The sequence below is a fragment of the Halodesulfovibrio sp. genome (assembly GCF_015482765.1).
GTDB lineage: Bacteria > Desulfobacterota > Desulfovibrionia > Desulfovibrionales > Desulfovibrionaceae > Halodesulfovibrio.
This window is the reverse complement of the sequence record NZ_JADMLB010000017.1, coordinates 1-22,356: the sequence shown is the minus strand read 5'-3', so window position 1 is coordinate 22,356 and position 22,356 is coordinate 1. Positions and strand designations below refer to the sequence as shown.

Below are 22,356 nucleotides of genomic sequence, written 5' to 3'. Positions count from 1 at the left end.
GCTGAAGCCACGCTCATTACGCAGCTTCATGCTACAAATTCTAGAAATATGTCATGGATGTTTTTTTAAGTTCTTTCAGTGAAGTAAGCACTGCGAACTCATCAAGCTCGGTTGTTCTACGAAGCTCTTCAACCACTTCCATGTATTCATCTTCATGACGACCATGAATCATAGTAAACAGATTGTATTTCCATTCAGGATGCGTGGTCGGACGATGGTAACAGTGAGAAATAAGCGTATGTTTGGCAGCAGTTTTGCCAACTTCATCAATAATATCTTCGCTTACAATCCACGCAACCATTGCGTTGTGATTAAATCCGGCTTTCTGGTGTTTTAAGCTGGCACCAAAACGACGGATAGTTCCTTCATCTTTCATCAGCTGCAAAAGATTCAGAACAGTTTCTTCATCAGTTCCTACTTCCTCAGCAATATCAGCATAAGGAGTAGCACTGTCTGGAAGGTTGGCTTGCACAATATGCAAAATCTTTTTTTCGATTTCCGTAAACTCGGTTTTCGCCATGGTACGTCCTCGCATTCCTTTTTTATTTCACCAAGTGTTGATACCTGTTAGCATCGCACGTTGCAACTGCTAATCACGCAACGCCCTGCCCCTTCTAACTATCTGTAAACATGGTCTTATTCTCACGTAAAAAATTTGATGCAGCCAACAGACCTTTCTTTTCTGCACCAACATCCCCCCAATAGTATTGCTTGGCATATTTTTCTGTCGGTAAATGGACATTGGGACAACATGTTGAAAAAGCCAAAGACGAAAAGCTAGCCTTGTATAGCAACTGACGATACGATAGAAGCAGCTTGAAACAAAAATGTAACCGCATACATTTAGTTACAGGGCATAACATATAAGAACTTTATGGAGCTATACATGAATGTTACTGTAGTCGGCGGCGGAAGCTGGGGAACAGCTCTGGCGCAACTGCTGGCCGAAAAGGGATACAACGTACCACTACTTGTTCGTGATGAAAAACAGGCTGAGTCCATCAACAGCACACGCGAAAACGCAAGATATCTTCCCAACGTCCCACTCCATGAGAACATTACAGCAACCACAAACGCGCAAACCGCTCTTACCAATGCGCGCCACATTCTTTTCTCCGTACCGTGTCAGGTATTCCGAGCTACTCTAAAAAAACTTGAACCGCTCATTGAAGAAGGCGCTACCATCATTTGTTCTAACAAAGGGCTGGAGCTTGATACCGGAAAAACCGTGTCAGAAGTTGTTACAGAAGAGCTAAACCATAAAAAACCTATGTTTGCTATGCTCTCTGGGCCTTCCTTTGCTGCAGAAGTCGTACGAGGCATGCCCACAGCAGTCGTTCTCGGCTGCTGCCAGCAGAACTGCGGAAAGGACCTGCGGGAAATGTTTTCAAATGAAAACTTCCGCGCTTACTCCTCGACAGATGTTCTTGGAGTAGAACTTGGCGGTGCATTTAAAAACGTTATTGCGATTGCTGCAGGTATGTCAGACGGCTTACGCTTCGGTGCAAACGCACGAGCCGCTCTCATTACCCGAGGGCTGGCAGAAATGTCCCGTTTAGGTGTCGCTATGGGAGCCAAAGCGGAAACATTCATGGGACTTTCCGGAATGGGTGACCTTGTCCTCACATGTACGGGTGATCTTTCCCGAAACAGACAGGTAGGCTTAAAATTAGGTCAGGGAAAAACAATGGAACAAATTCTTGATGAGATGCATCAGGTAGCTGAAGGGGTTAAAACAACGACTGCGGTTCACCGTCTGGCACAACGCCTTAATGTTGAATTGCCCATCACTGCAACAATGCATGCCATTATTCATGACGGGAAAAACCCACATGACGCGTGGCGGGAACTCATGAAACGAGACTTACGAGAAGAATAATTTCCAAAACAACGGCTGCTTCAAAAGAGGCAGCCTTTTTTATTCATTCATCATCACAAACAAAAAGACGATAGCTGATCAGCTACCGTCTTTTCGAACTTTGCCCATATGTCATATGTCTGTGAGGAGGATAAAGGTTAATCCATGGCCTTACGGCAATCCCTTTTGTAAATTTTATACACTGAGACAGATATCATGTCTAAAAAAATCGAGATGTTGTGCTAATTTTATTTCTCAGTGCAGGGGTTAGGCTTGTCCAGCCTGTGCATCGTGCAAGTTTGCTTCGATAACGCGATACAGTTTATTTTCAGTACCAATTGTTCTGCTGATAGTAGTAAGTGCTTCACCAAAATAACCGGCAGCTTCTTGCTTTTTACCTTGTAAATTGAGGATAATACCAAAGTTGTTTTTTAACTTTGCGGTATAGGTATCAACACCAAGACGCTCCGCTCTACGGATAGCCTGATGCATCATAAACTCAGCATTCATGTAGTTACCCTCAGCCATTGCTGCCATACCAGCTTTACTTAACGCACCAATTTCTCTTGCAGCACACATTGTAGTACCCCTTTTATCGTAAAACCTGCTTTAATGTAGAAATACCGCAGGAATGAGCCATATGAACCGGAATATCTTTGGCTTTTGCGTATTGTACAACTTCGCGTCGGGCGGCGTGTGAAACTTTATTAGTAAACAGGATCACCATATCCGGAGTTCCCATTTTACCAGCGATGGAGTTCTCCTTTCCGGTAAACACCTTCAACTTCACACCTTGGCTCTTTGCCGTGTTAATATACTCACGCTTAAGTCTGTCCATTCCACCAATTAACGTCGCGCACATAACGCCTCCAAAAATGTATTCCGGCCTCTTCGTTACCCCATGTTTAATTGAAAACGATTTTCAATGTCAACTAGAAAATGCTTTTTTTCATTCTCACCCATTGGTATACGAAGCAGGAACACACAACCAAAAACCATAAAAGCCTTGTCCCATGCCGCCTGCGGCGGGACTCCACTTTTTACCCATGGCTATAATATGAAAAAGTTTTTATCACTGTTTCTTATTCTATACCTTGTCTGTGCATTTGCTATCCCGCATACAGCTCAGGCGCACCCGCATGTTTTTATAGATAGCTCACTGCGTCTGAACTTCTCCAAAACCACTCTGGAATCCATTGACGTCGTCTGGACATTTGATGACATGTCCAGCGACATGTTTCTTATTGATTTAGACACCAATGGAGACGGAACCCTGACTCAAAAAGAATGGGAAGAGCAGCGCCAGGAGATTGAAGAATACCTTGCCGAACAAAGCTTTTTTGTTCATGTAATGCTCGACGGGAAGCTTGTTGACTTACGAAAGCTGGAAAATTTTGTAGCAGTGTTTGAAAACCGTACACTGAAATATAAAATGACTATCCCGATGAATATTGCCGGAAGTGATTCTCCACAAAAAATGCAGATCGCTATTTTTGATCCGACATATTACACAGACTTCTACACAGCCATTGAAGCTGTAACTGTAGAAGGGAAGAAAGATCTGAAGCTGTCCATTGACGACGCTCCTGAACTTGCCTTTTACCAAGGACAAATTATTCCAACAGCTGTTACTTTTGAGTTCTAATCATGCAGAAAATCTTCATAGCTCTCATTCTTACAATGCTGATGGTGACGGCAGCCAATGCAAACCCCTTCACGGGGAAAAAACCTGCAAGCTCCCACACTGTTCAGCAAACAGTTGATACGAACCATGAAGCTGGCTTCTTTGCGCTGCAATACTCTAAGATTTTGCGGAAAGTGAATCTTGCACAGCGAGCTATGCGTTCTAAAATGACCACGCTGGGACGAGAGATCAAAGAAAACCCAACAGGAAAAACCTTTTGGGCATTCATGCTTTTTTCCTTCCTCTATGGAATCATCCATGCGCTTGGCCCGGGGCATGGTAAATCTATTGTCTTCTCATATTTTTTGGGCAGAAAAGGCACCATGCTTAAAGGTGTACTCATGGGGCATCTCCTCACGGCAGTGCACACGCTTTCGGCCATTATCGTTGTTCTTGGCGCCTATTTCCTTCTCAACCTTAAGGGAAGCCGCGCTCTTTCCACAGCAAGCGAACCACTCAAGGTTACGAGCTACTATCTAATTCTAGGGCTTGGCGTATTCATTCTCCTCCATGCTCTCTATGAAGCCTATGAGCGCACCAAAAAAGAATCACACAAAAACACAGAAGCAAAAAACAAAAGCATTGTGACTGTTTCTATCATTTCCGGTCTTGTTCCGTGCCCGGGAGTAGCTCTTCTCCTTTCTTTTGCGCTAAGCCTAAACCTTCTTGGAACAGGGCTTTTAGGAGCATTGTTCTTCACAATGGGGATGGGCATCAACACTTCCCTTTTCGGAATTATCAGCATCCATTCAAGAAAGATGCTTATGCACGTTGCAGGTAAAAGTTCCTCCGGCGTCGCTGTCCTTCACACCTCCTTTTCTCTTCTGGCAGGCCTTGTCATCATTGCTACCGGATGGCTTCTCATCGCCACATCATAAGGCACCCAACATAGTTCTGAAAAAGCCGCTTCCCTCGAAGCGGCTTTTTTTGTGTTCGAACTACACGAGTCACTCCCCTGCATTTGTCTTCAGCACTTCAAGTGGTATTCTCAAAATTTAAAGCGCTGTTATTTTTTATAAAAATTTTAAAAACTTATTGACCTTTTCCAGCCTTCCGCTCTACACAAGAAAAAACGTTATTGATTCTTATTACTACTTAGAGGGACAAACTACTGCTCTATCTTTGTTTTTCAAAATCTAACAGGCCGTTTGTAAACGGCGCGTATCATGGAGGGGTTTATGTTACGCAGGTTTACTATTCAGCACAGAATTTTCTCACTTCTGCTACTTAATATTCTCTGTATCGTGGTTGCATTCTTCTTATTCTACATGACAACGCAGCAAATACGCGATTACTCCGTATCCACAGCCAAGCAAGAAATGTTTGAAGGGCGACAAGAGGCTATTAAGTTGGCAACAAACACCCTTGCAGACGTGCTGGACAAAAAAATAAATGGCCTTTCAGTAGAAGAACAACATGAAGTTATCCAAAGTACAGTAAACCACCTTCGCCATGAAAAAGACGCTTCAGGTTACTTCTTTGTTTTGCAGGACGGTAAATTTGTAGCGTTTCCACCAAATTCAGGAAGAGTTGGAGAAAACGTACTCGGGCTACAGGATGCAAACGGCGTATTCTTTAACAAAGAATTGGTCATGAAAGCACAACAGGGCGGGGGCTTTGTAGAATACATCTTTGATAAACCGGGAATGGGGAAACAGCCTAAAATAAGCTACGGTACAAACATCGGCAATACAGATTACGTCATTGCGACCGGAGTATACATCGACAACATTGCGGTTCGAAGCAACAAGATAAACGACACAATCACCGCAATGACAGACAAAGCTTTTCTCGACAGAATTATTGTATTCTGTGTGGTCTTTGCTGTGATCATCCCGCTTTGCATCATGATATCCCGAAGCATTTTGCGCCCGTTATCTCTTGCTACAGAAGCTGCACAGGAAGTTGCTGCCGGCAATCTTGATATACCGATTTCTGTTGACGGAAACGATGAAGTTACAAGCCTTCAGCGTTCTCTCACTCAAATGGTTGCAACATTCAAGCACGACAAACAGTCTATGGAGACTAAGGAAGCAGAAGCCCAGGAACAGGCAACGATAGCCCGTCAGGCAGCCCAGAAAGCTGAAGACGCTATGGCTCAAGCTGAAATAGCTACCAAAGAAGGTATTCTTACTGCTGCGTCCAAACTTGAAGGACTTGTGCAGAGCATGAATAACGAAATGGGCTCACTGTTTGATCAAAACTCCACTATCCTTCAGGGAACTAATGCTCAGATGACTCGCATTAGCGATGCTGCAACCGCTATGGAAGAAATGAACGCAACCGTTTTAGAAGTTGCACGAAACGCAGGCGAAGCAGCCTCAGAGACCGAACGCTCGCGCGTTATGGCGCAACAGGGGGCAGATGTAATAACAGAATCTGTTGCTGCTATCACCCAACTCCATACACGCAGTACTGAGCTTAAAAGCAATATGGCAACACTTGATACCCAGTCAGAATCAATCGGCGACATCATCAATGTCATCAACGACATTGCCGATCAGACAAACCTTCTTGCACTGAACGCAGCCATCGAAGCCGCTCGAGCCGGTGATGCAGGAAGAGGCTTTGCGGTTGTCGCAGATGAAGTCCGTAAACTGGCAGAAAAAACTATGAATGCCACCCACGAAGTAAGTCAGAATATAAAATCTATTCAAGACCTTGCAAAACTGAACGCTCAGGGGATGGATGAAACACTTGTTGCATTTAAAACAGTTGAAAGCCTGTCCGGTAAATCAGGCGAAGTATTAAGTGAGATTGTGCTGGCAGCAGAATCTGCCGCCGAACAAGTACGATCAATTGCAACCGCAGCTGAGCAGCAGTCTGCCGCGTCGGAAGAAATTACACGCAGCGTTGAAGAAATCGATGCCATTGCTCGTGAAAACTCAACACTTATCGACAACTCAGCTGCCAACACCGAACAGCTTGTAGCCCAGACAGAAAATCTCAACAGCGTAATTGAGAAATTAAAAACAGATGCCTAGCAATCCTTGGGGGGATGCTGACATAATGCAGCATTCAGAATGTCATTTTTCTGAATAACGCTGCTCTTTACTAAAGGGGATGAGCAAGAGACAGCTCATCCCCTTTAGCTTTCTTAACTCGGCGCGTTTTTTGCTTAATAATACGTTAAGCAGAAATTTTTACCTCAGGAGAACATATGGCACCTATCAACAGCGTCGGGCAGGAAGCCTTTTCTTTTAAGCTCGGCAACCTGATTAACACTACCAGCCAGAAAGCTCAGGAACAGCAGACCGCACCTGCCGCACAAATGCAGCAGGCCATTGAAGTACAGCGTTCTGAACAAGAAACGGCAAACATTGCCTACGGCAATGCTGTCTCCGCTCTGGAAAACAACCAGCAGCCTTCCGGACAGACAGGCCATGCTCTTGATCCGGCACGTGTTGCAGCACTGCTGGATTTTTAATCTGCATCGATTTCAGGGGGCAGTTTTCTGCTCCCTGAGAAATAAAAAAAGCGTGCTGTAAAAACAACACGCCTGATCTTTAAAAAATCTTACGAATAATCGCCCTGCAACTGCGCCTTCAGCTTTGCCGCTCCCACCTTATCGCCTGTTGCAACAACAGCATCCAATAATGCCCGCTTAGCTTTCCCGGTATCAGGATCAACTGCTACTGCCTTCTTTAAATATCGTATTGCCATTTTAGGCTGCTTACATTCAATGCACCATTCGCCAATCATACGAAACATGCTGTGCTCATCAACATACAACGACTTCGCTTCTTCAAACGCTTCGGTCGCATCCTGCAAGCTACCGCCGGAAAGAAATCTCCGACCACGATTTAATGCTTTATCTAAAGATATCTTACGAGTAAGCTGCTCACTATATGATTCAGAATCTTGAGCTTTTTTCAGCTCAAGAAACAGTTTTACCAAACTGTCATGAACTAATTTTTCATGTCCTTTTGCGTACATAATGCCACGCGGGAACATCTTTTTTACTTCGCTGACTCTGTTTAAGTTGTGCAGAACCTCTTTTACAGCAGAATCAACAGTAATCCTGTCGAGGCCGGTTACTTTTCCCGCAAGCACTAACCGCAACGAAGCGATTATAGAAGCAGTAGTACGCAGGACATCATGTCGCTGGAAGTATGCTTTCGCACGAGCAATATGCTCTTTGGCAGCTTTCGAATCATCTTTCATACAGTCACCTTACAACGTTTTTTTAAATACAGAGTCACGATAGTAGAATAACACTGAAAGTCAAATATCATTGTACGAAGGTCAGAGCGTGCTATTCACAAAGTACACGCTAAAAATACTCTTAACGGGAGAATATTATGGCTAAGAAACTGCGTATTGATGAAGATGAATGTATCGGGTGTGAATCATGTGTAGAACTCTGTCCATCTGCCTTTGAAATGAATGCAGACGGAGACAAGGCAATTGTAATAAACGAAGACTGTACAGACGACTGTGTCGAAGAAGCAATCGATACCTGTCCTGTTTCATGTATCGTTTTTGAAGGATAACATACTTGCATACAACAAAAAAAGCACTGCTTTGTGACAAGGCAGTGCTTTTTTTATGAAATTATCTCAACGCCCACGCTCAACGAGCAAATCGTTTCTTTTAACACCTTTTGCTTTACCGCAAACAGCTTCTCCTGTAGAACATTGCAACGTTGTAACTATCACTTTTTTTTACCATTAGTGGATTGTACCTTCTCTCAGACGTTACTGTTGCAAAAAGAATCTGCTTTTTTACACTGTAAAGATATCAGACTTTATCGATACGTAATGAGTCTTTTCTGACGTCTTCAACTTAAAAAACTCATTAATGTAGTGCGTTACTGCCTTAGGAGCTGCTATGAATTCCGACGTGACCTTTGCTAAGCCTTTTATAAGCGCTACCAGCAATGTACTTACAACAATGGCTGGCATCAGCCCTACACCAAGTGCACCTTTTGTAAAAAAAGACAACATTGCTTGCGGTGATGTTTCTGCAATCATCGGAATTACCGGCGAAAAACGCGGTAGCATTTCAGTAACATTCACAAAAAAATGCGCAATTGCTCTTGTCCGCGCAATGCTTGGTGATGACGTTCAGGACATTGTTTCTGACACCAAGGATGCTGTCGGTGAAGTATGCAATATGATCTCAGGACAGGCTCGTGCCGGATTAGCTGATATGGGATTCAAGTTTGATGGTTCCACACCATCTGTCATCATGGGTGATAATCACACAATCAGTCATGTCACTTCCAGTCCGGTTATCGCTGTTCCATTTAGCACTGACCATGGAAATTTCACCATCGAGTTCTGCTTCGGCTAATTACCGTAACGATTACAATAAAATAGACATAATTTTACTAAAAAACGCCTGCATTTTTTGCAGGCGTTTTTTTCTTACACACCATTAACATGGCTATTTGCAGTGGTTTCACGGAACCCTATGATGTTTCACACTGTTTTTACACACCATTTCCACAAGTCCAACTTAGATTTTGACACTCCGTTATTACTTTTTTTTTGTATGCAAACCCGTTGAGATGTCTCACTTCTAATCGATACCATACATCAATTGAAAAAAAGTCTATTGCAAAAAAAGTATCTGCATGAGTATGATTTACTTCTTGCGACTGAGTAACTCAAAACGCCAACTTAGTCGTATTATTTCAGTTATTTTAATTAGTTAAACGATATAGCGTCAACTCAAAGCTATATCACGACACACACTTTTGAGGATTAGAGTATGGCTTCTGCTTGGTCACGTGTTTTTGGTTTTGAACGGGTAAGTCTTTGCGACTGGCCTGGTATGAATGCAAGTGTCATCTTTTTAGGTGGCTGTAATATGCACTGTCCTACTTGCCATAACTTTAACCTTGCCTGGCATAGCGACACCATGGACGTTATCCCGCAGGAAGCGATTGAGTCTTACCTGACAAAACGCTCTCGCTGGATCGACGGTGTCGTCATTACCGGGGGGGAAGCAACAATAACTCCGGGACTTGCAGATTTAATCAAAGATCTTCGCAAGCTTGGCATGCCTGTCAAAATGGACAGCAACGGCATGCGCCCAGATGTATTAAAACAATTGCTTGACGAGGAACTCGTTGAGCTCTTTGCGGTAGATGTCAAAGGCCCTTACCAGAAATATCCTGTGCTTACCGGTGGTACAACATCCCCATCTCAGGCAGAAGAAAACCTTACTCAAGTTTTCGAATTAGCAAAGCAGTATCCTGACAAGTTCCTGTTCCGCATTACCAAAGTGCCTGTGCTGACAGAAGAAGATATTCAGGAAGCTGAGAGTTACCTACCGGAAGGATTCACACTTAAGCATCAGGAATACGTTCCCCCAAGGAGAGAGCATGCCGAAACAGATTCTGAAGCGCGACGAGTGTCTGGAGACATGGTCGCTTGAGCGCATTGCACATGCAATCCTCAAGGCACTTAAAGCAAGCGGTATTAAAGACCCGCTTCTTTCAAAGCGACTTGCCCGAAAGGTAGAAATAAAACTCGGAGCACAAGAAATCGCGCCACAGGAGTTGGTACAGGACGTCATTGAACAAGTTTTGATGGAATCCCGCCTGTACCACGTTGCCAAGCGGTTTATTATTTACCGTGAACAACGCAGGCAGTTACGTGAACATAAAGCCGCGTATCTGGACATCAAAGAGACCATCAATAACTATCTGGATAAAGCGGACTGGCGTGTAAACGAAAACGCTAACATGACCCACTCTTTCCAAGGGCTCATGCTGCATCTTTCCGGCACCTTGCAGGCAAAATACGCCCTTGAGAAATACCCGGAAGAAATCCGCCTTGCCCATGAACACGGCTACTTCCACATCCATGATCTCTCATTTGGATTAGCCGGCTATTGTGCAGGCTGGAGCCTACGCGACCTGCTTCTTGAAGGATTTAACCTTGAAGGTCGCTCCAGTGCCGGCCCTGCTCACCATTTTGATGCCGTTCTCGGTCAAATGGTTAACTTCCTCGGCACACTGCAAAATGAATGGGCTGGTGCGCAGGCGTTCAACAACGTCGACACCTACCTTGCTCCTTTTATCAGAAAAGACGGTCTGACATACAAGCAAGTACGTCAGGCAATGCAGAAATTTATTTTTAATCTGAACACGACCTCCCGCTGGGGAGGGCAGAGTCCGTTCACAAACCTCACATTTGACATTGTGCCGCCAAAGCACATTGCCAAAGAGGCAGTCATCATCGGCGGTGTTCTTCAGGATTCAACATACGGTGAATATGTTGAAGAAATGGCTATGATCAACAAAGCGTTCCTTGAAGTCATGCTTCAAGGTGACCACCATGGCCGCATCTTCTCATTCCCTATTCCGACATACAACGTCACCACAGAATTCCCTTGGGAAACAGAAAATGGTGACCTGCTCATGCAACTGACGGCGAAGTATGGCGTTCCGTATTTCCAGAACTTTATTAACTCAGACCTTGATCCTGAAGACGTGCGCTCCATGTGCTGCCGTCTCCAAATGGATCTGCGTGAACTGCGGAAAAAAACAGGCGGTCTGTTCGGTGCAGGCGACCTTACCGGCTCTATCGGCGTGGTAACCCTGAACTTACCTAAACTAGCGTACCTTGCAAACAATGAAGAAGACTTCCTTGATCTTATTACTGAATACGCAGAGCTGGCTAAAGATTCACTGGAGTTCAAACGCAAGCTGATTCAGCAGAACCTTGATCGAGGCATGTTCCCATGGTCTTCCCGTTATCTGAAAAATGGATTTAAAGCCCACTTCTCAACCATCGGTATCATCGGTGGTCACGAAGCCTGCTTAAACCTGCTTGGTAAAGGCATTGAAACCGAAAGCGGCGTCCGAATGATGCAACGAGTTCTCAACCATCTGCGCGACCTGACTTCCCGCTATCAGGAAGATACCGGCAGCCTCTATAACCTTGAAGCAACACCGGCTGAAGGAACAAGTTACCGTCTTGCCCGCACAGATAAAAAACTCTACGCAGACATTGTTGCATCCGGTAACGGTACTCCGTACTACACAAACTCAACAGCTCTTCCTGTAGGCGCAACCGACGATGTTTTTGCAGCACTCGAACACCAAGACCAGCTTCAGCCACTCTTTACGGGTGGGACAGTGTTCCACACATATCTCGGCGAAGCAGTTGCAGATCATGCTGCATTGAAAAAATTCATCATTAAAGCTTTCACCAAAACTAAACTGCCGTATATCTCGATCACGCCGACATTCTCAGTGTGTAAAGATCACGGATATATTGCCGGTGAACATTTCAGTTGCCCGACTTGCAATGCAGACACAGAAGTCTACACCCGCATTGTCGGCTACTACCGCCCAGTTTCTCAATGGAACAAAGGCAAACAAATGGAATACGACGACCGCATCTGCTACAACAGCGCCCCTGTGGATAACGCTCCACAGCCTGCTGAGATCGATGAAGCAATGTAGTTGTCTCCGACAAAATAGAAGTAATTTAGAAAGCATGATGTAGTTCAATCTACCCAAATAAACGAACCTGAAAGAGGTGGAGTTAATAACTCCACCCCTTTTTTTATTCAGAAGACATACTCTTAGAAAAATAAGTAATACGTTATTTTTAAATAAACCAACTCATCAAAAAGTTATGCACAGAATTACAAACAAATTATCTACAACCTGTGCAAAACTCAAAACTCCTGAGTGCATCACTATCTTCTGCAACAGTCTATTTTATATCATGTTTAGCAATGGCCTATTTTCTTCTAAAGAGAATATTAGCTACAAAGTTACGAACATTTTACGAACACACTGTTCATAACCACTAAAAGCCACAAAGCTTCATTTTTAAGTGTTCATGTATAATTTAATAAACCTAACAGCACTAAAGCATACTGAGGTTCATAACGATTCACTGCTGTAAACCTTAAGACGTTAACGCACTAAAATAAAACTGGATATAGTTTCAAAAGCTGCTCACCAAGCTCCAAATACAAAAAAAGCCCCCGTTACCGTCGGTAACGGGGGCTTAGTTATCTTACCTAAGACTATTGATCTTCTGAGTAGCTTTTGTCAGCTGCAGTTGACGGATCAACTTTTCCAAGATCAAGCGGGTAGCCAAGCACCATGGTCTTACGAGCTTCAAAGCCAGTAGCACCAGGGTGAGTGTTGATACCTACAACCAAGTCTTTGATACCATCGTTGTTAAGGTCTGCGATCTGGTAAGCCATTACGCCCCCTTTAATACGACGGGTTTTCCACTGAAGGCCAAGGCCTACGCCATCCCACTGGAGGGAGTGAATTTCACCCTGAGGGAAGAAGCGGTAGCGGTCAAAAAACTGAGCAGCAACAGAAATCGGCTTGTTCACAAGAACTTCGTACTTTCCGTTGTGATCAAGATCTTCAACAACAAACGGCATTGGAATGTAGTACTTGGAAGGAATAAGGAGCTTATCTTTACCAAGACCAGGCATAGTGTCGTCGTTTTCGATGCTTACAGTACTACCGGAGTAGGACACATCAGAAGCAACCATGCGGTCGAACTTGGAGTTAAATACAGCAACTTTTTCACTGTCTGGAAGAAGTACAACAACCTTGTCGCCTTCAGCTTCGTCCGGAACCCATGCAAAGTTGTACAGGTTTGCTTTTTTAGGAACAGCAACACGGCGGCTGGCAACAATTTTACCGTTAGAGTACGCAAGCTCTTCAACAGTCGGCATCAGAACAGAGCCACCCTTACGGGTTTTCTGGCCGATCATAGTTGGCAGGTAGGTTGGTGGGAGTGGTACAACGTTTACAAGCATTTTCAAGTTAGGAGCAAACTGAACTAACTGGCCGTTCTTCATTGTGTAGAAGAAGGTCAATGCAGCCTGATCGTTGTCCATACCACTTACGATAAGTTCGTTAACACCGTCACGGTCAATGTCATGTGCACGTACGGTGAGCAGGTCATAGCGACGAGAAGGTTTTACTTCTGCAACTGGAACAAGTGTATTTTTTTCAAAGTTATAAACACGTACAGTGTGTTTATCTAACAGTACAACTTCATTCTTTTTATCGCCTGTCACATCCGCAACAACCATGCCGTGTGCAGCAAAACGAAGTGCGTTGGAACGAAGGCGGGAATCAGAGTCAGTTGCCCCTGCATAGCGGAACTGTGGGTTCAGGTATACTTCCTGATTCGCAGAAGTCTGGTTAACAGTGATTGCAGGGTTCATCTGGTTAACACGCTCTTTTGCATCAGCAACAGCCTGAGCACGAGCGCCCGGACGGGCAAACACTTCTGTATTGATTGCACCTGCAATATTCTGCAGGGTCGGGATCATATCATTAAGAGAGCTGGACGCAGAGCGCGGCCAAACTTTACCGTTCTTATCAGCAACACGAACATCCAAAGAAGACTGGTCGCCGATAATGTTTACGCTACCGTAAACAAGATAGTCTGCACCGGAAGCTGCAAGCGCTTTCTGTGCTTCTGCGCCGTTTGCAGGAGCAGAAATACCTTCAAGAGCAGCAGCATCTACAGGAATAAAGTTATCTTTCCAGAACAAGCGGGAGCTGAGCATCTGCGGAATAGCACGCTCTAAATAGGTAAATGTTTTAGGTCCGTTCACAGTAAATGGAACAATCCCAAAAGTCTTTGCCCCCTCTGCAAACGCTACAGACATGCTTAACATCAGCATAAGCACCGTTAAAACCACAGTGCGCATAACAGATTGCATACGATCTCCTTAAAAAAAAGTACTTGCCGGACAGCGTATTTATCCAGCTTAGTCGCAAGGTTACAAGGGAAAACTCATAAAAACATACCGAACAGCGTATTCAAAACAGCTTTCCCGAAAGGCCATTGAAGTATTAAGAATTAAACAACAATGGCTGTATCTAACTTTTTTTGTATGAAATTTTGTAAATCATTTAACAAAAAAAATCTCATTTCGCCCAGTCAGCATCCCATCCATAATATCACTTGATCGATGAAGCAACCATAAGGTACAGCGGCAAGCAGAATTCTAAAATAAATTGGATTGAGCAGGAGACTTTGTGACTGTAACAACCTCATCCCGTTCTTTCAGGCTTGTATGTACCCCTGAAGAACGACCACTCGTTGAAGAGCTTTTGCGCGCGCAAGGCTACGACTTTGAACCAGAACCATTTTCTGAATGGTCCCGACGCATTACACACGAACCAAAACCGCTTGGCTCCAGCCTCGCAGCATTTTTCGGTCTCATTTACATTCAGGACAGATCTTCCATGCTGCCGCCGGTAGTATTGAATCCTGAAGCTGGTGATGCCGTACTCGATATGTGTGCAAGTCCGGGAAGCAAAACTGGTTTCCTCGCACAGCTTGTAGGTCCATCCGGTTTCGTTATGGGTAATGAGCCTAGCAGAAACCGTCTGGCAACACTGCGTCAAAACCTCTTTACAATGAACCTGCTGCACACCGCTACCTGCTCATACCCGGGTGAAAATCTCCCGCTGCCGTCTGGCGGCTGGCAAAAAATCCAGCTCGACCCGCCATGTAGCGGTTGGGGAACTGTAGAGCGAAACCCAAATGTTCTCAAGCTTTGGCAAGGGGATAAGGTTAAACCGTTAATCGGCATCCAGCGTAAACTGCTTCAGGAAGCATTCCGTCTTCTTGCTCCGGGCGGCAAAGTTGTCTTTTCAACCTGCACAACCAATGTGCAGGAAAACGAAGAACAAGTCCGCTTTGCAACAGAAGAAGTAGGCTTCAAACTCCAGCAGATTACTCCACCGGAAGGTTTTACCTTTGAGGCTCCGTACCTTGAGGGGTGCGAAGGCACTCTTCGTGTCGATCCGGAAAAATCCGGAGCACAAGGCTTTTACATTGCCGCCTTTACAAAACCGGAAGACGCTGAAGCACCGGAAGAGTTCGAAGCCGGATTAAAAGCAGACATTATGCCGCGCCTTGCTCTTAGCATGCCTGGAGTAGATGAAAACTTACTTCCAGAAGGTGAGTTGGCTCACGTCCGCGAAAATGCTCTATTTCTGCCACAGTATGCACTCGACAACTTTCCGGAAACCTTCCGGTGGAGAGGCTTCCCTATCGGAAAAATGGCGCGCGGCGAAGTCAGACCATCCCCGCGTTTGCGAGCATTAATGCCAGAATACCAAGAAGGTAACGGCATTAACCTTGAAGAAACCGAGCCTATCGAACGATTACTTACCGGTCAGTCTATGCAAGTAAAAGTAAAAGGCAAAGAAACAGGTCTGTACTTCAAAGGTCTCCGCCTCGGTCGCCTTAAAGTAAAAGGAAACCGCGTGCTTTGGAGCGAAAAATAACCTCTTCCAATTTTTCATATACATGCTGAATAGATAGAACGTCTACTTCAGCAACAGTTAAGAAATAGTAAATGGCTACCTCATGACAAGTGGAGGTAGCCATTTTTCTTAACTCAATAAATGCATTAAAAAAGGCTTCCACAACTGTATTCAGAACGGCATACACCAACAACCTGAACATACAGTTACGCGAAAATTACTCGTAATCTTTCCAGCCCAACGGAAGAACCAACATCGGATTATGCTCTGGCGGAAGCTCAAGCAAATCCATTAAATGTTCTTCTTTAAAGGCACCGACCTCAGTTACACCAAGACCAAGCGCTTCTGCCTGAAGATAACAGTTCTGAGCCATGTGGCCAGCTTCAAAAAACGTATATGCAACGCCACGCTCACCAAATTTCTGAGAAATACGGTCAAAGGCAGCAGTAATAACCAAAATTGCCGGAGCCTTTGCCATCCAATCCTGCTCAATACACACTTCAGCAACTTCTTCACGAAGATCGCCTTCTTCCACATCTTCAAGAGAATGACTGAGCGCATCGTACCGGTAAACTCCCGGCTCAAGGCCTTCAACATCTCCGGCAACAACATACAATTCCATTGGATACATCGCAGCAGGAGATGGAACAGTACGTCGGTTCCATGGTCCTTCTTCGCTTATACCATAGGTAGCCCAAAGGATCTGCCCGAGTGAATCAGGGGTTAAAGCCTCGTCAGCAAACTCACGCACACTACGTCGGTTTGCAAGTGCGGTTTCAACGGAAATTGGTCCTTCCATACTTGGTTCAGGAAACTGCATATATATTCTCCCTGCTCAAAGGGTATTTGTACGCCCATGAGCATTTCGTTCTTTAATATGATTGAGTGATACAGTTGATCGCCCAAAGCCGCAAGACAATCAATCCCACTAAATCGGAAGAAACGCTCTTACACAAATTTCAAAAATCCGCTCTTTTTTACAAACAAACAATCACCCAACATCGCTTGTGCGATCTCAGAAACAATAAAAACGGTCATTCGGACTCTCTGAAAAATACAAAAAACTGCATTCTTCATCCAATTTTTTTCTGCAAAAGCGTAAAAAGACAATTTCAACTGACAGAATTGTATATTTTTGCAAAGTGGGTCTTTTTACCCGATCAAAATAAAAGTTCTGCACTTTTGTGCATGAACGGTATTTTCTAGTGAAACAGTCAACATCTACTGAATTTCACTTATATTTTTTCAATTATTTTTTCTTTTTTGCGCACTTTTCACTGTTACAGAGAATTTGAAAACAACGTGTAATTGATCACGTAAACAATGTAAGCCTTCACTTCGCCGTGCAACATTCAAAAATAACAGTGTGACTCATTCGATATTTTACATTCATCACAGTGTGATGGCGCAAAATGTATAGAAAAGTTGTTATTTCCCGGTATCTGTTGTACTAAAATCCGCACGGCAGATAGTTTCCTGCTCTTTACTCATTTGTTTTTCATAACTGTTTACGTAAATGGCAATTATTGAAAATTAAATGTTTACAGTACGCCATCATATATACTGAGCGGCTACTCTTTGCCTTCAGAAAAAACAGCACGCTTTTTTAACATTTTTGAATAAGTTTTTCCAAACAACGCTTACCTGTTGTTTTTACAGAATAAACCATAATGCCCTGATTTTGCGTGTTTGCTCAAAGAACCACGCCAGCAAACCCGCGCCATTAGCGGCAATAGGTTCTCCTATCGCAAAAAAGCTTGACTTAAAAAGGTCTGACAGGTTTTTATTTCGAGCTTTATATGTTGTTTAAAGAACTGTCTTGTATGAGATTGCACCCTTTAAACAATTTTGTGGTCTCTATTTGTTTTAGGTTGTTAGAAGTATTTCTAGTTTGGAGGTTTTCGGATGAAACGTTTGTTAACAGTACTTGCTCTTGCTGCTGTTTTAGCATTTGCTGCAGCTCCAGCTTCCGCTAAGACATTGCGCTTAGCTGTTGATGCTGACCCTGTATCTCTTGACCCGCATGTACAGCTTTCCGGTGGCATGCTTCAGTACTCTCACTTAGTATTTGATCCACTCGTACGCTGGAACCAGGAAATGGGCTTTGACCCTCGCCTTGCAACTAAATGGGAACGCATTGATGACAAAACCATGCGTTTTTACCTTCGCAAAGGTGTTAAATTCCACTCCGGTAACGAATTCACTGCTAAAGACGTAGCATGGACTCTTGACCGTCTCAAAAAGTCTATTGACTTTAAAGGTCTTTACGAAGTTTTTGAACCTGCAGTTGTTGTGGATGACTACACTGTAGACCTCAAAACTAAAGTTCCTTACCCACTCCTTATCAACATGGCTACTTACCTCTTCCCAATGGACTCCAAGTTCTACACTGGTAAAGATGAAACTGGTCAGGATAAAGGCGTAATCGGTAAAACCGGTCCTGCTTTTGCTAACACTCACGCATCCGGTACTGGTCCTTTCACTGTTGCAGAACGTGAACAGGGCGTTAAAATGATCTTCAAAGCGAACCCTAACTACTGGGGCTCCCGCGGTAACGTAGAAGAAATCGACATGCGTCCTATTAAGAACGAAGCTACCCGTGTTGCTTCTATCCTTTCCGGCGACGTAGATTTCATCATGCCAGTACCTCCACAGGACTACGACCGTCTTGATTCTGCTGACAACGTAGACCTCATCACCATGCCTGGTACCCGCGTAATCATGTTCCAGCTGAACCAGAAACGTAACAAAGCTCTTGCAAACCCTAAAGTTCGCGAAGCTATCGTTTACGCTACCAACAACGCTGGTATCGTTAAAAAAATTCTTAAAGGCCGTGGTACTGCAGCAGCTCAGCAGAGCCCTAAAGGCTACCAGGGCTACGTAGCAGATCTCAAACCTCGCTACGACCTCAAAAAAGCGAAAGCTCTCATGGCAGAAGCTGGCTACCCTAACGGTTTTGAAGCAACTATGATTGCTCCTAACAACCGTTACGTAAAAGACGAGCAGATTGCTCAGGCTTTCGTTTCCATGATGGCTCGCATCGGGATCAAAGTTAACCTCAAAACTATGCCTAAAGCACAGTACTGGGATCAGTTCGACGCACGCGCTGCTGACATCCAGATGATCGGTTGGCACTCTGATACTGAAGACTCCGCTAACTTCACCGAATACCTTGCAGTTTGCCCTAACAAAGAAACAGGTGCAGGCCAGTACAACTCCGGTGAATACTGCAACCCTAAAGTTGATGAACTCGTAGCTCTTGCTAACTCCGAAACTGATCTCGACAAACGTCATGAGCAGCTTCAGGAAATCGAGCGCATCCTCAACGCAGACGCTGCGTTTGTACCACTTCACTGGCAGGACCTTTCCTGGGCAAGTGGTAAAAACCTTGAAAACGCACGTAAGGTAGTAAACGTAATGAACTACCCTTACTTCGGCGATCTCGTAATGAAATAGCATTTGGTCGGGGCGGCTTAGCCGCCCCGATTTAATGATGGATGCAAACAGGCCGATGCCTGTCCTGCTCAGTTCTCCGTTTCACAGCACGGAGGCCACATGAACCGACCATAGCGCCGGTTCTCTTCGGTTTTATAAGACTGGGAATTTGAAGTAACCTTTAACCCCCAACACCCCATATGTTTGCTTTTATTGTTCGAAGAGTGACGCAGGCGTTAATCGTCATGTTTGTCATATCCATCATCGGGTTCGGTATTAAATATTCGTTCGGTGATCCGGTTCGTGAGATGGTCGGAATTAACGTTTCCGCTGCAGAGCGTGAAGCGTACCGCGACCAGCTAGGCCTAAACGACCCTGTCGTGGTTCAGTGGGTACGGTTTGTAAAAAATGCAATGCACGGCGATCTTGGTCGTTCATTCTTCTACCGCAAGCCAGCTACTGAAGTAATTTTAAAGAAAGCTCCTGCAACCTTGGAACTTGTTATCGCAAGTGCCCTGATCATCATTGTGCTTTCTGTACCTATTGGTATTTACGCAGCAGTTAATCCCCGTTCTTGGCTTTCCAGACTTTTCATGGGAGCCAGTATTGTAGGGGTATCTATTCCTGTTTTTCTCACCGCACTGCTGCTCATTTATGTTTTCGCAGTTGAACTGCACTGGCTGCCGTCCTATGGCCGCGGTCCTACAGCAGAGTTATTCCCGGGATGGGAAAGTAACTTCTTAAGCTGGAAGGCTTTCAGACATATGATCCTTCCATCTATCGCGCTGTCCTCAATTATGCTTCCACTCTTCATCCGCCTCATCAGAGCTGAGATGGTTGAAGTTCTTCAAACAGAGTACGTAAAATTTGCACACGCCAAAGGTCTTAATCCGACCCGTGTTCTTATGGTGCATGCATTTAAAAACACCCTTCTTCCGGTTATTACCGTGGGTGGCGTACAGCTCGGTATTATGATTGCGTACACAATCCTCACTGAAACAGTATTCCAGTGGCAGGGTATGGGTTTCATGTTCATTGAAGCTGTCGAACGTTCAGACACCTCACTGCTTGTTGCCTACCTTGTTTTCGTTGGTGTTCTTTTCGTAATTGTGAACACCGTAGTGGATGTTATTTACGGGCTGGTTAACCCAATGGTCCGTGTTTCGGGGAGGAAGTAACCCATGTGGCAGAAATTTAAGGATTCATACTTTTGGTATAGCTTCCGTCGCGACCCAGTTGCTGTCGGTAGTTTCATCATTTTACTCATTCTGCTTGCAATGGCGATTTTTGCACCGTTCCTCGCAACACAGAACCCGTACGACGGTTCAGTGATTGACCTCATGGACGCAGAAACTCCACCAATGTGGACTCCGGAAGGAATGAGTTCATTCTGGCTCGGTACAGATGCTCAGGGTCGTGATATCTGGTCTACCATTCTTTATGGTACCCGTATTTCACTGCTCATCGGCATTGGTGCGGTAGCGTTGCAGTCTTTTCTTGGAATTATCATCGGCTTAACCGCAGGGTACAAAGGCGGTCGTATTGACTCCTTCCTCATGCGTGTTGCTGATGTTCAGCTCTCTTTCTCATCTTACATGGTTGCAATCTTCTTTGGCGCAATTCTTCAGGCTGCATTGGGCGTTGCCCGCTACGCAGATGTTGCTGTTCCATTCCTGATTTTTGTTATCGGGTTCTCTGAATGGCCGCAGTACGCACGTACTGTCCGCGCCTCCGTACTTGCAGAGAAGAAGAAAGAATATGTTGAAGCTGCACGCGTTATCGGCCTTCGCCCAATGCGTATTATGTTCCGTCATATTCTTCCAAACACCCTGACTCCTGTTCTCGTTATTTCTACAGTTCAGGTTGCTAACGCTGTTATGAGTGAAGCTGCACTTTCTTTCCTCGGGCTCGGTATGCCTGTTAACCAGCCTTCACTCGGCTCTCTCATTAAATCTGGCTTTGCCTACTTCATGAGTGGCAGCTGGTGGATTACCCTGTTCCCGGGTCTCGTACTCGTATTACTGGTACTCTCCATCAACCTGCTCGGCGACTGGCTCAGGGACTTCCTGAATCCAAAACTGTACAAGGACTAAGGAACAATGGAACACCTTTTAGATGTAAAAAATATGGTTGTTCAGTTCCGTATGCGTGACATCGCGCTTACGGCTGTAAATAATGTTTCGTTCTCTGTTGATAAAGGCGAGCGCCTTGGTCTCGTAGGCGAATCCGGTGCTGGTAAATCCGTAACCGGCTTCTCCATTATCAACCAGATTTCAAAACCGGGCTTTATTGCCAGCGGCTCTGTAATGTTTGAAGGTCAGGATCTTGCTCAGATGACTGACAAACAGCTTCGCACAATTCGTGGCAATCGAATCTCCATGATCTTTCAGGACCCGATGATGACACTCAACCCTGTTTTGACCATTGGTCAGCAGATGATTGAGACTGTGCTTGCTCACAGCAAAGTGTCCAAAAAAGAAGCTGAGAAAATTGCCCTTGAGAAACTGCGTAAAGTTTACATTCCGTCACCTGAAAAACGTCTCAAGCAATACCCGCACGAATTCTCAGGCGGCATGCGTCAACGTATTGTTATCGCAATTGCCCTGCTTACAGATCCTGCACTCATTATTGCTGACGAACCTACCACCGCTCTGGATGTTACCATTCAGGCTGAGATCATGGATCTGCTTCTCGAACTTTGTGAGAAGGACAACATGGGGCTTATCCTCATTACACACGATCTCGGGGTAGTATCTCAGGTTACAGAAAAAATCGCGGTTATGTACGCTGGTCGTATTGTGGAGCTCGGCTCAACAGACACAGTCTGTGCTACGCCTACTCACCCGTACACACAGGGACTTATCGCAGCATTACCGGACGGCGCCGAAGGTGATCGTCTCAACCAGATTCGCGGCTCTATGCCAAGCCTTACAAACATTCCTAAAGGCTGCGCATTCAACAACCGTTGCGACTACTGTAAAGACATCTGTTTTGAAGTGGTTCCGGAGCTCGAACGTAAAAAATCCGGCGTCCTTGCTGCCTGTCATGTAGTGGAGTAGGCATGAGTAATACACCTCTTCTTAAAATCAAAAATCTTGTAAAACACTTTGATATTTCCGGCGGATTACTCGATCAGCTGGGATTCGAAGA

General features: G+C 44.8%; 20 protein-coding genes. 14 read left to right on the top strand and 6 right to left on the bottom strand.

Features of this window, described 5'->3' with window-relative positions:
* Positions 1-40: 40 nt before the first annotated feature.
* Complete coding sequence (gene ahbB / locus QZY95_RS02690) at positions 41-520, bottom strand: siroheme decarboxylase subunit beta (protein ID WP_290919043.1); 480 nt, start codon at positions 518-520, stop codon at positions 41-43.
* Between the two features lie 366 nt (positions 521-886).
* Here ahbB and QZY95_RS02685 point away from each other — a divergent pair, with 366 nt between their 5' ends.
* Positions 887-1,879 (top strand): NAD(P)H-dependent glycerol-3-phosphate dehydrogenase, encoded by a 993-nt coding sequence (locus QZY95_RS02685; protein WP_290919041.1) that lies wholly within the window; start codon positions 887-889, stop codon positions 1,877-1,879.
* Positions 1,880-2,125: 246 nt separating this feature from the next.
* Here the strand turns inward: QZY95_RS02685 and QZY95_RS02680 are convergent, their stop codons facing one another.
* Together QZY95_RS02680 and QZY95_RS02675 are read right to left on the bottom strand one after the other, a co-directional pair.
* Complete coding sequence (locus QZY95_RS02680) at positions 2,126-2,437, bottom strand: tetratricopeptide repeat protein (RefSeq protein ID WP_290919039.1); 312 nt, start codon at positions 2,435-2,437, stop codon at positions 2,126-2,128.
* Positions 2,438-2,450: 13 nt separating this feature from the next.
* Entirely contained in the window at positions 2,451-2,720 is a 270-nt protein-coding gene (locus QZY95_RS02675; RefSeq protein ID WP_290919037.1) for a DUF2325 domain-containing protein, read from the bottom strand.
* Positions 2,721-2,915: 195 nt separating this feature from the next.
* On the opposite strand from QZY95_RS02675, the gene QZY95_RS02670 reads away from it, so the two are divergent.
* From QZY95_RS02670 to QZY95_RS02655, 4 genes are all read left to right on the top strand, one after another.
* The gene (locus QZY95_RS02670) at positions 2,916-3,503 is read left to right on the top strand and encodes a DUF1007 family protein (protein WP_290919035.1); all 588 of its coding nucleotides are present in this window, start codon (positions 2,916-2,918) and stop codon (positions 3,501-3,503) included.
* Positions 3,504-3,505: 2 nt separating this feature from the next.
* Positions 3,506-4,420 carry a hypothetical protein gene (locus tag QZY95_RS02665; protein WP_290919033.1) on the top strand — a complete coding sequence of 305 codons (915 nt, stop codon included), beginning with the start codon at positions 3,506-3,508 and terminating at the stop codon, positions 4,418-4,420.
* Positions 4,421-4,720: 300 nt separating this feature from the next.
* Complete coding sequence (locus QZY95_RS02660; protein ID WP_290919031.1) at positions 4,721-6,526, top strand: methyl-accepting chemotaxis protein; 1,806 nt, start codon at positions 4,721-4,723, stop codon at positions 6,524-6,526.
* Between the two features lie 176 nt (positions 6,527-6,702).
* Positions 6,703-6,969 carry a hypothetical protein gene (locus QZY95_RS02655; RefSeq protein ID WP_290919029.1) on the top strand — a complete coding sequence of 89 codons (267 nt, stop codon included), beginning with the start codon at positions 6,703-6,705 and terminating at the stop codon, positions 6,967-6,969.
* Positions 6,970-7,058: 89 nt separating this feature from the next.
* Here the strand turns inward: QZY95_RS02655 and QZY95_RS02650 are convergent, their stop codons facing one another.
* Entirely contained in the window at positions 7,059-7,706 is a 648-nt protein-coding gene (locus QZY95_RS02650; protein ID WP_290919027.1) for a hypothetical protein, read from the bottom strand.
* A gap of 137 nt (positions 7,707-7,843) precedes the next feature.
* On the opposite strand from QZY95_RS02650, the gene QZY95_RS02645 reads away from it, so the two are divergent.
* The 4 genes from QZY95_RS02645 to QZY95_RS02630 all read left to right on the top strand — a co-directional run bounded on the left by QZY95_RS02645 (position 7,844) and on the right by QZY95_RS02630 (position 11,964).
* Entirely contained in the window at positions 7,844-8,035 is a 192-nt protein-coding gene (locus QZY95_RS02645) for a ferredoxin (protein WP_290919025.1), read from the top strand.
* A gap of 337 nt (positions 8,036-8,372) precedes the next feature.
* Complete coding sequence (locus QZY95_RS02640; protein ID WP_290919023.1) at positions 8,373-8,837, top strand: chemotaxis protein CheX; 465 nt, start codon at positions 8,373-8,375, stop codon at positions 8,835-8,837.
* A 420-nt stretch (positions 8,838-9,257) separates the two neighbouring features.
* A complete protein-coding gene (locus QZY95_RS02635) occupies positions 9,258-9,926 on the top strand; it encodes an anaerobic ribonucleoside-triphosphate reductase activating protein (protein WP_290919021.1) in 669 nt (222 codons plus the stop codon).
* Positions 9,874-11,964, top strand: coding sequence for a ribonucleoside triphosphate reductase (locus QZY95_RS02630; RefSeq protein WP_290919019.1), 2,091 nt, complete (start codon positions 9,874-9,876; stop codon positions 11,962-11,964). Before QZY95_RS02635 ends, QZY95_RS02630 begins: the two co-directional genes overlap by 53 nt.
* A 575-nt stretch (positions 11,965-12,539) precedes the next feature.
* Here QZY95_RS02630 and QZY95_RS02625 read toward each other — a convergent pair.
* Complete coding sequence (locus QZY95_RS02625; RefSeq protein ID WP_290919017.1) at positions 12,540-14,213, bottom strand: VCBS repeat-containing protein; 1,674 nt, start codon at positions 14,211-14,213, stop codon at positions 12,540-12,542.
* Between the two features lie 319 nt (positions 14,214-14,532).
* On the opposite strand from QZY95_RS02625, the gene QZY95_RS02620 reads away from it, so the two are divergent.
* The gene (locus QZY95_RS02620) at positions 14,533-15,792 is read left to right on the top strand and encodes an RsmB/NOP family class I SAM-dependent RNA methyltransferase (protein WP_290919015.1); all 1,260 of its coding nucleotides are present in this window, start codon (positions 14,533-14,535) and stop codon (positions 15,790-15,792) included.
* A 196-nt stretch (positions 15,793-15,988) separates the two neighbouring features.
* On the opposite strand, the gene QZY95_RS02615 is transcribed toward QZY95_RS02620, so the two are convergent.
* Positions 15,989-16,591: a SagB/ThcOx family dehydrogenase gene (locus QZY95_RS02615; protein WP_290919013.1), complete on the bottom strand. Its 603-nt coding sequence runs from the start codon at positions 16,589-16,591 to the stop codon at positions 15,989-15,991.
* A gap of 1,085 nt (positions 16,592-17,676) precedes the next feature.
* Between QZY95_RS02615 and QZY95_RS02610 the strand changes: the two genes are divergently transcribed.
* The 4 genes from QZY95_RS02610 (at position 17,677) to QZY95_RS02595 (ending at position 22,265) form a co-directional block, all read left to right on the top strand.
* Positions 17,677-19,227: an ABC transporter substrate-binding protein gene (locus QZY95_RS02610; RefSeq protein ID WP_290919011.1), complete on the top strand. Its 1,551-nt coding sequence runs from the start codon at positions 17,677-17,679 to the stop codon at positions 19,225-19,227.
* Between the two features lie 179 nt (positions 19,228-19,406).
* A complete protein-coding gene (locus QZY95_RS02605; protein ID WP_290919009.1) occupies positions 19,407-20,384 on the top strand; it encodes an ABC transporter permease in 978 nt (325 codons plus the stop codon).
* Positions 20,385-20,387: 3 nt separating this feature from the next.
* Positions 20,388-21,299 carry an ABC transporter permease gene (locus QZY95_RS02600; protein WP_290919007.1) on the top strand — a complete coding sequence of 304 codons (912 nt, stop codon included), beginning with the start codon at positions 20,388-20,390 and terminating at the stop codon, positions 21,297-21,299.
* A 6-nt stretch (positions 21,300-21,305) separates the two neighbouring features.
* On the top strand, positions 21,306-22,265 hold the full coding sequence (locus QZY95_RS02595; RefSeq protein ID WP_290919005.1) for an ABC transporter ATP-binding protein: 960 nt from the start codon (positions 21,306-21,308) through the stop codon (positions 22,263-22,265).
* Positions 22,266-22,356: the final 91 nt, after the last annotated feature.

Bases quoted from the DNA above. Each gene is read 5' to 3' on its own strand.
- QZY95_RS02600 (WP_290919007.1), top strand. From the start codon at position 20,388: ATGTGGCAGAAATTTAAGGATTCATACTTTTGGTATAGCTTCCGTCGC.
- QZY95_RS02675 (WP_290919037.1), bottom strand. From the start codon at position 2,720: ATGTGCGCGACGTTAATTGGTGGAATGGACAGACTTAAGCGTGAGTAT.
- QZY95_RS02630 (WP_290919019.1), top strand. From the start codon at position 9,874: ATGCCGAAACAGATTCTGAAGCGCGACGAGTGTCTGGAGACATGGTCG.
- QZY95_RS02680 (WP_290919039.1), bottom strand. From the start codon at position 2,437: ATGTGTGCTGCAAGAGAAATTGGTGCGTTAAGTAAAGCTGGTATGGCA.
- QZY95_RS02625 (WP_290919017.1), bottom strand. From the start codon at position 14,213: ATGCAATCTGTTATGCGCACTGTGGTTTTAACGGTGCTTATGCTGATG.
- QZY95_RS02595 (WP_290919005.1), top strand. From the start codon at position 21,306: ATGGAACACCTTTTAGATGTAAAAAATATGGTTGTTCAGTTCCGTATG.
- QZY95_RS02670 (WP_290919035.1), top strand. From the start codon at position 2,916: ATGAAAAAGTTTTTATCACTGTTTCTTATTCTATACCTTGTCTGTGCA.
- QZY95_RS02660 (WP_290919031.1), top strand. From the start codon at position 4,721: ATGTTACGCAGGTTTACTATTCAGCACAGAATTTTCTCACTTCTGCTA.
- QZY95_RS02655 (WP_290919029.1), top strand. From the start codon at position 6,703: ATGGCACCTATCAACAGCGTCGGGCAGGAAGCCTTTTCTTTTAAGCTC.
- QZY95_RS02645 (WP_290919025.1), top strand. From the start codon at position 7,844: ATGGCTAAGAAACTGCGTATTGATGAAGATGAATGTATCGGGTGTGAA.
- QZY95_RS02665 (WP_290919033.1), top strand. From the start codon at position 3,506: ATGCAGAAAATCTTCATAGCTCTCATTCTTACAATGCTGATGGTGACG.
- QZY95_RS02605 (WP_290919009.1), top strand. From the start codon at position 19,407: ATGTTTGCTTTTATTGTTCGAAGAGTGACGCAGGCGTTAATCGTCATG.
- QZY95_RS02685 (WP_290919041.1), top strand. From the start codon at position 887: ATGAATGTTACTGTAGTCGGCGGCGGAAGCTGGGGAACAGCTCTGGCG.
- QZY95_RS02615 (WP_290919013.1), bottom strand. From the start codon at position 16,591: ATGCAGTTTCCTGAACCAAGTATGGAAGGACCAATTTCCGTTGAAACC.
- QZY95_RS02640 (WP_290919023.1), top strand. From the start codon at position 8,373: ATGAATTCCGACGTGACCTTTGCTAAGCCTTTTATAAGCGCTACCAGC.
- QZY95_RS02610 (WP_290919011.1), top strand. From the start codon at position 17,677: ATGAAACGTTTGTTAACAGTACTTGCTCTTGCTGCTGTTTTAGCATTT.
- QZY95_RS02650 (WP_290919027.1), bottom strand. From the start codon at position 7,706: ATGAAAGATGATTCGAAAGCTGCCAAAGAGCATATTGCTCGTGCGAAA.
- QZY95_RS02635 (WP_290919021.1), top strand. From the start codon at position 9,258: ATGGCTTCTGCTTGGTCACGTGTTTTTGGTTTTGAACGGGTAAGTCTT.
- ahbB (WP_290919043.1), bottom strand. From the start codon at position 520: ATGGCGAAAACCGAGTTTACGGAAATCGAAAAAAAGATTTTGCATATT.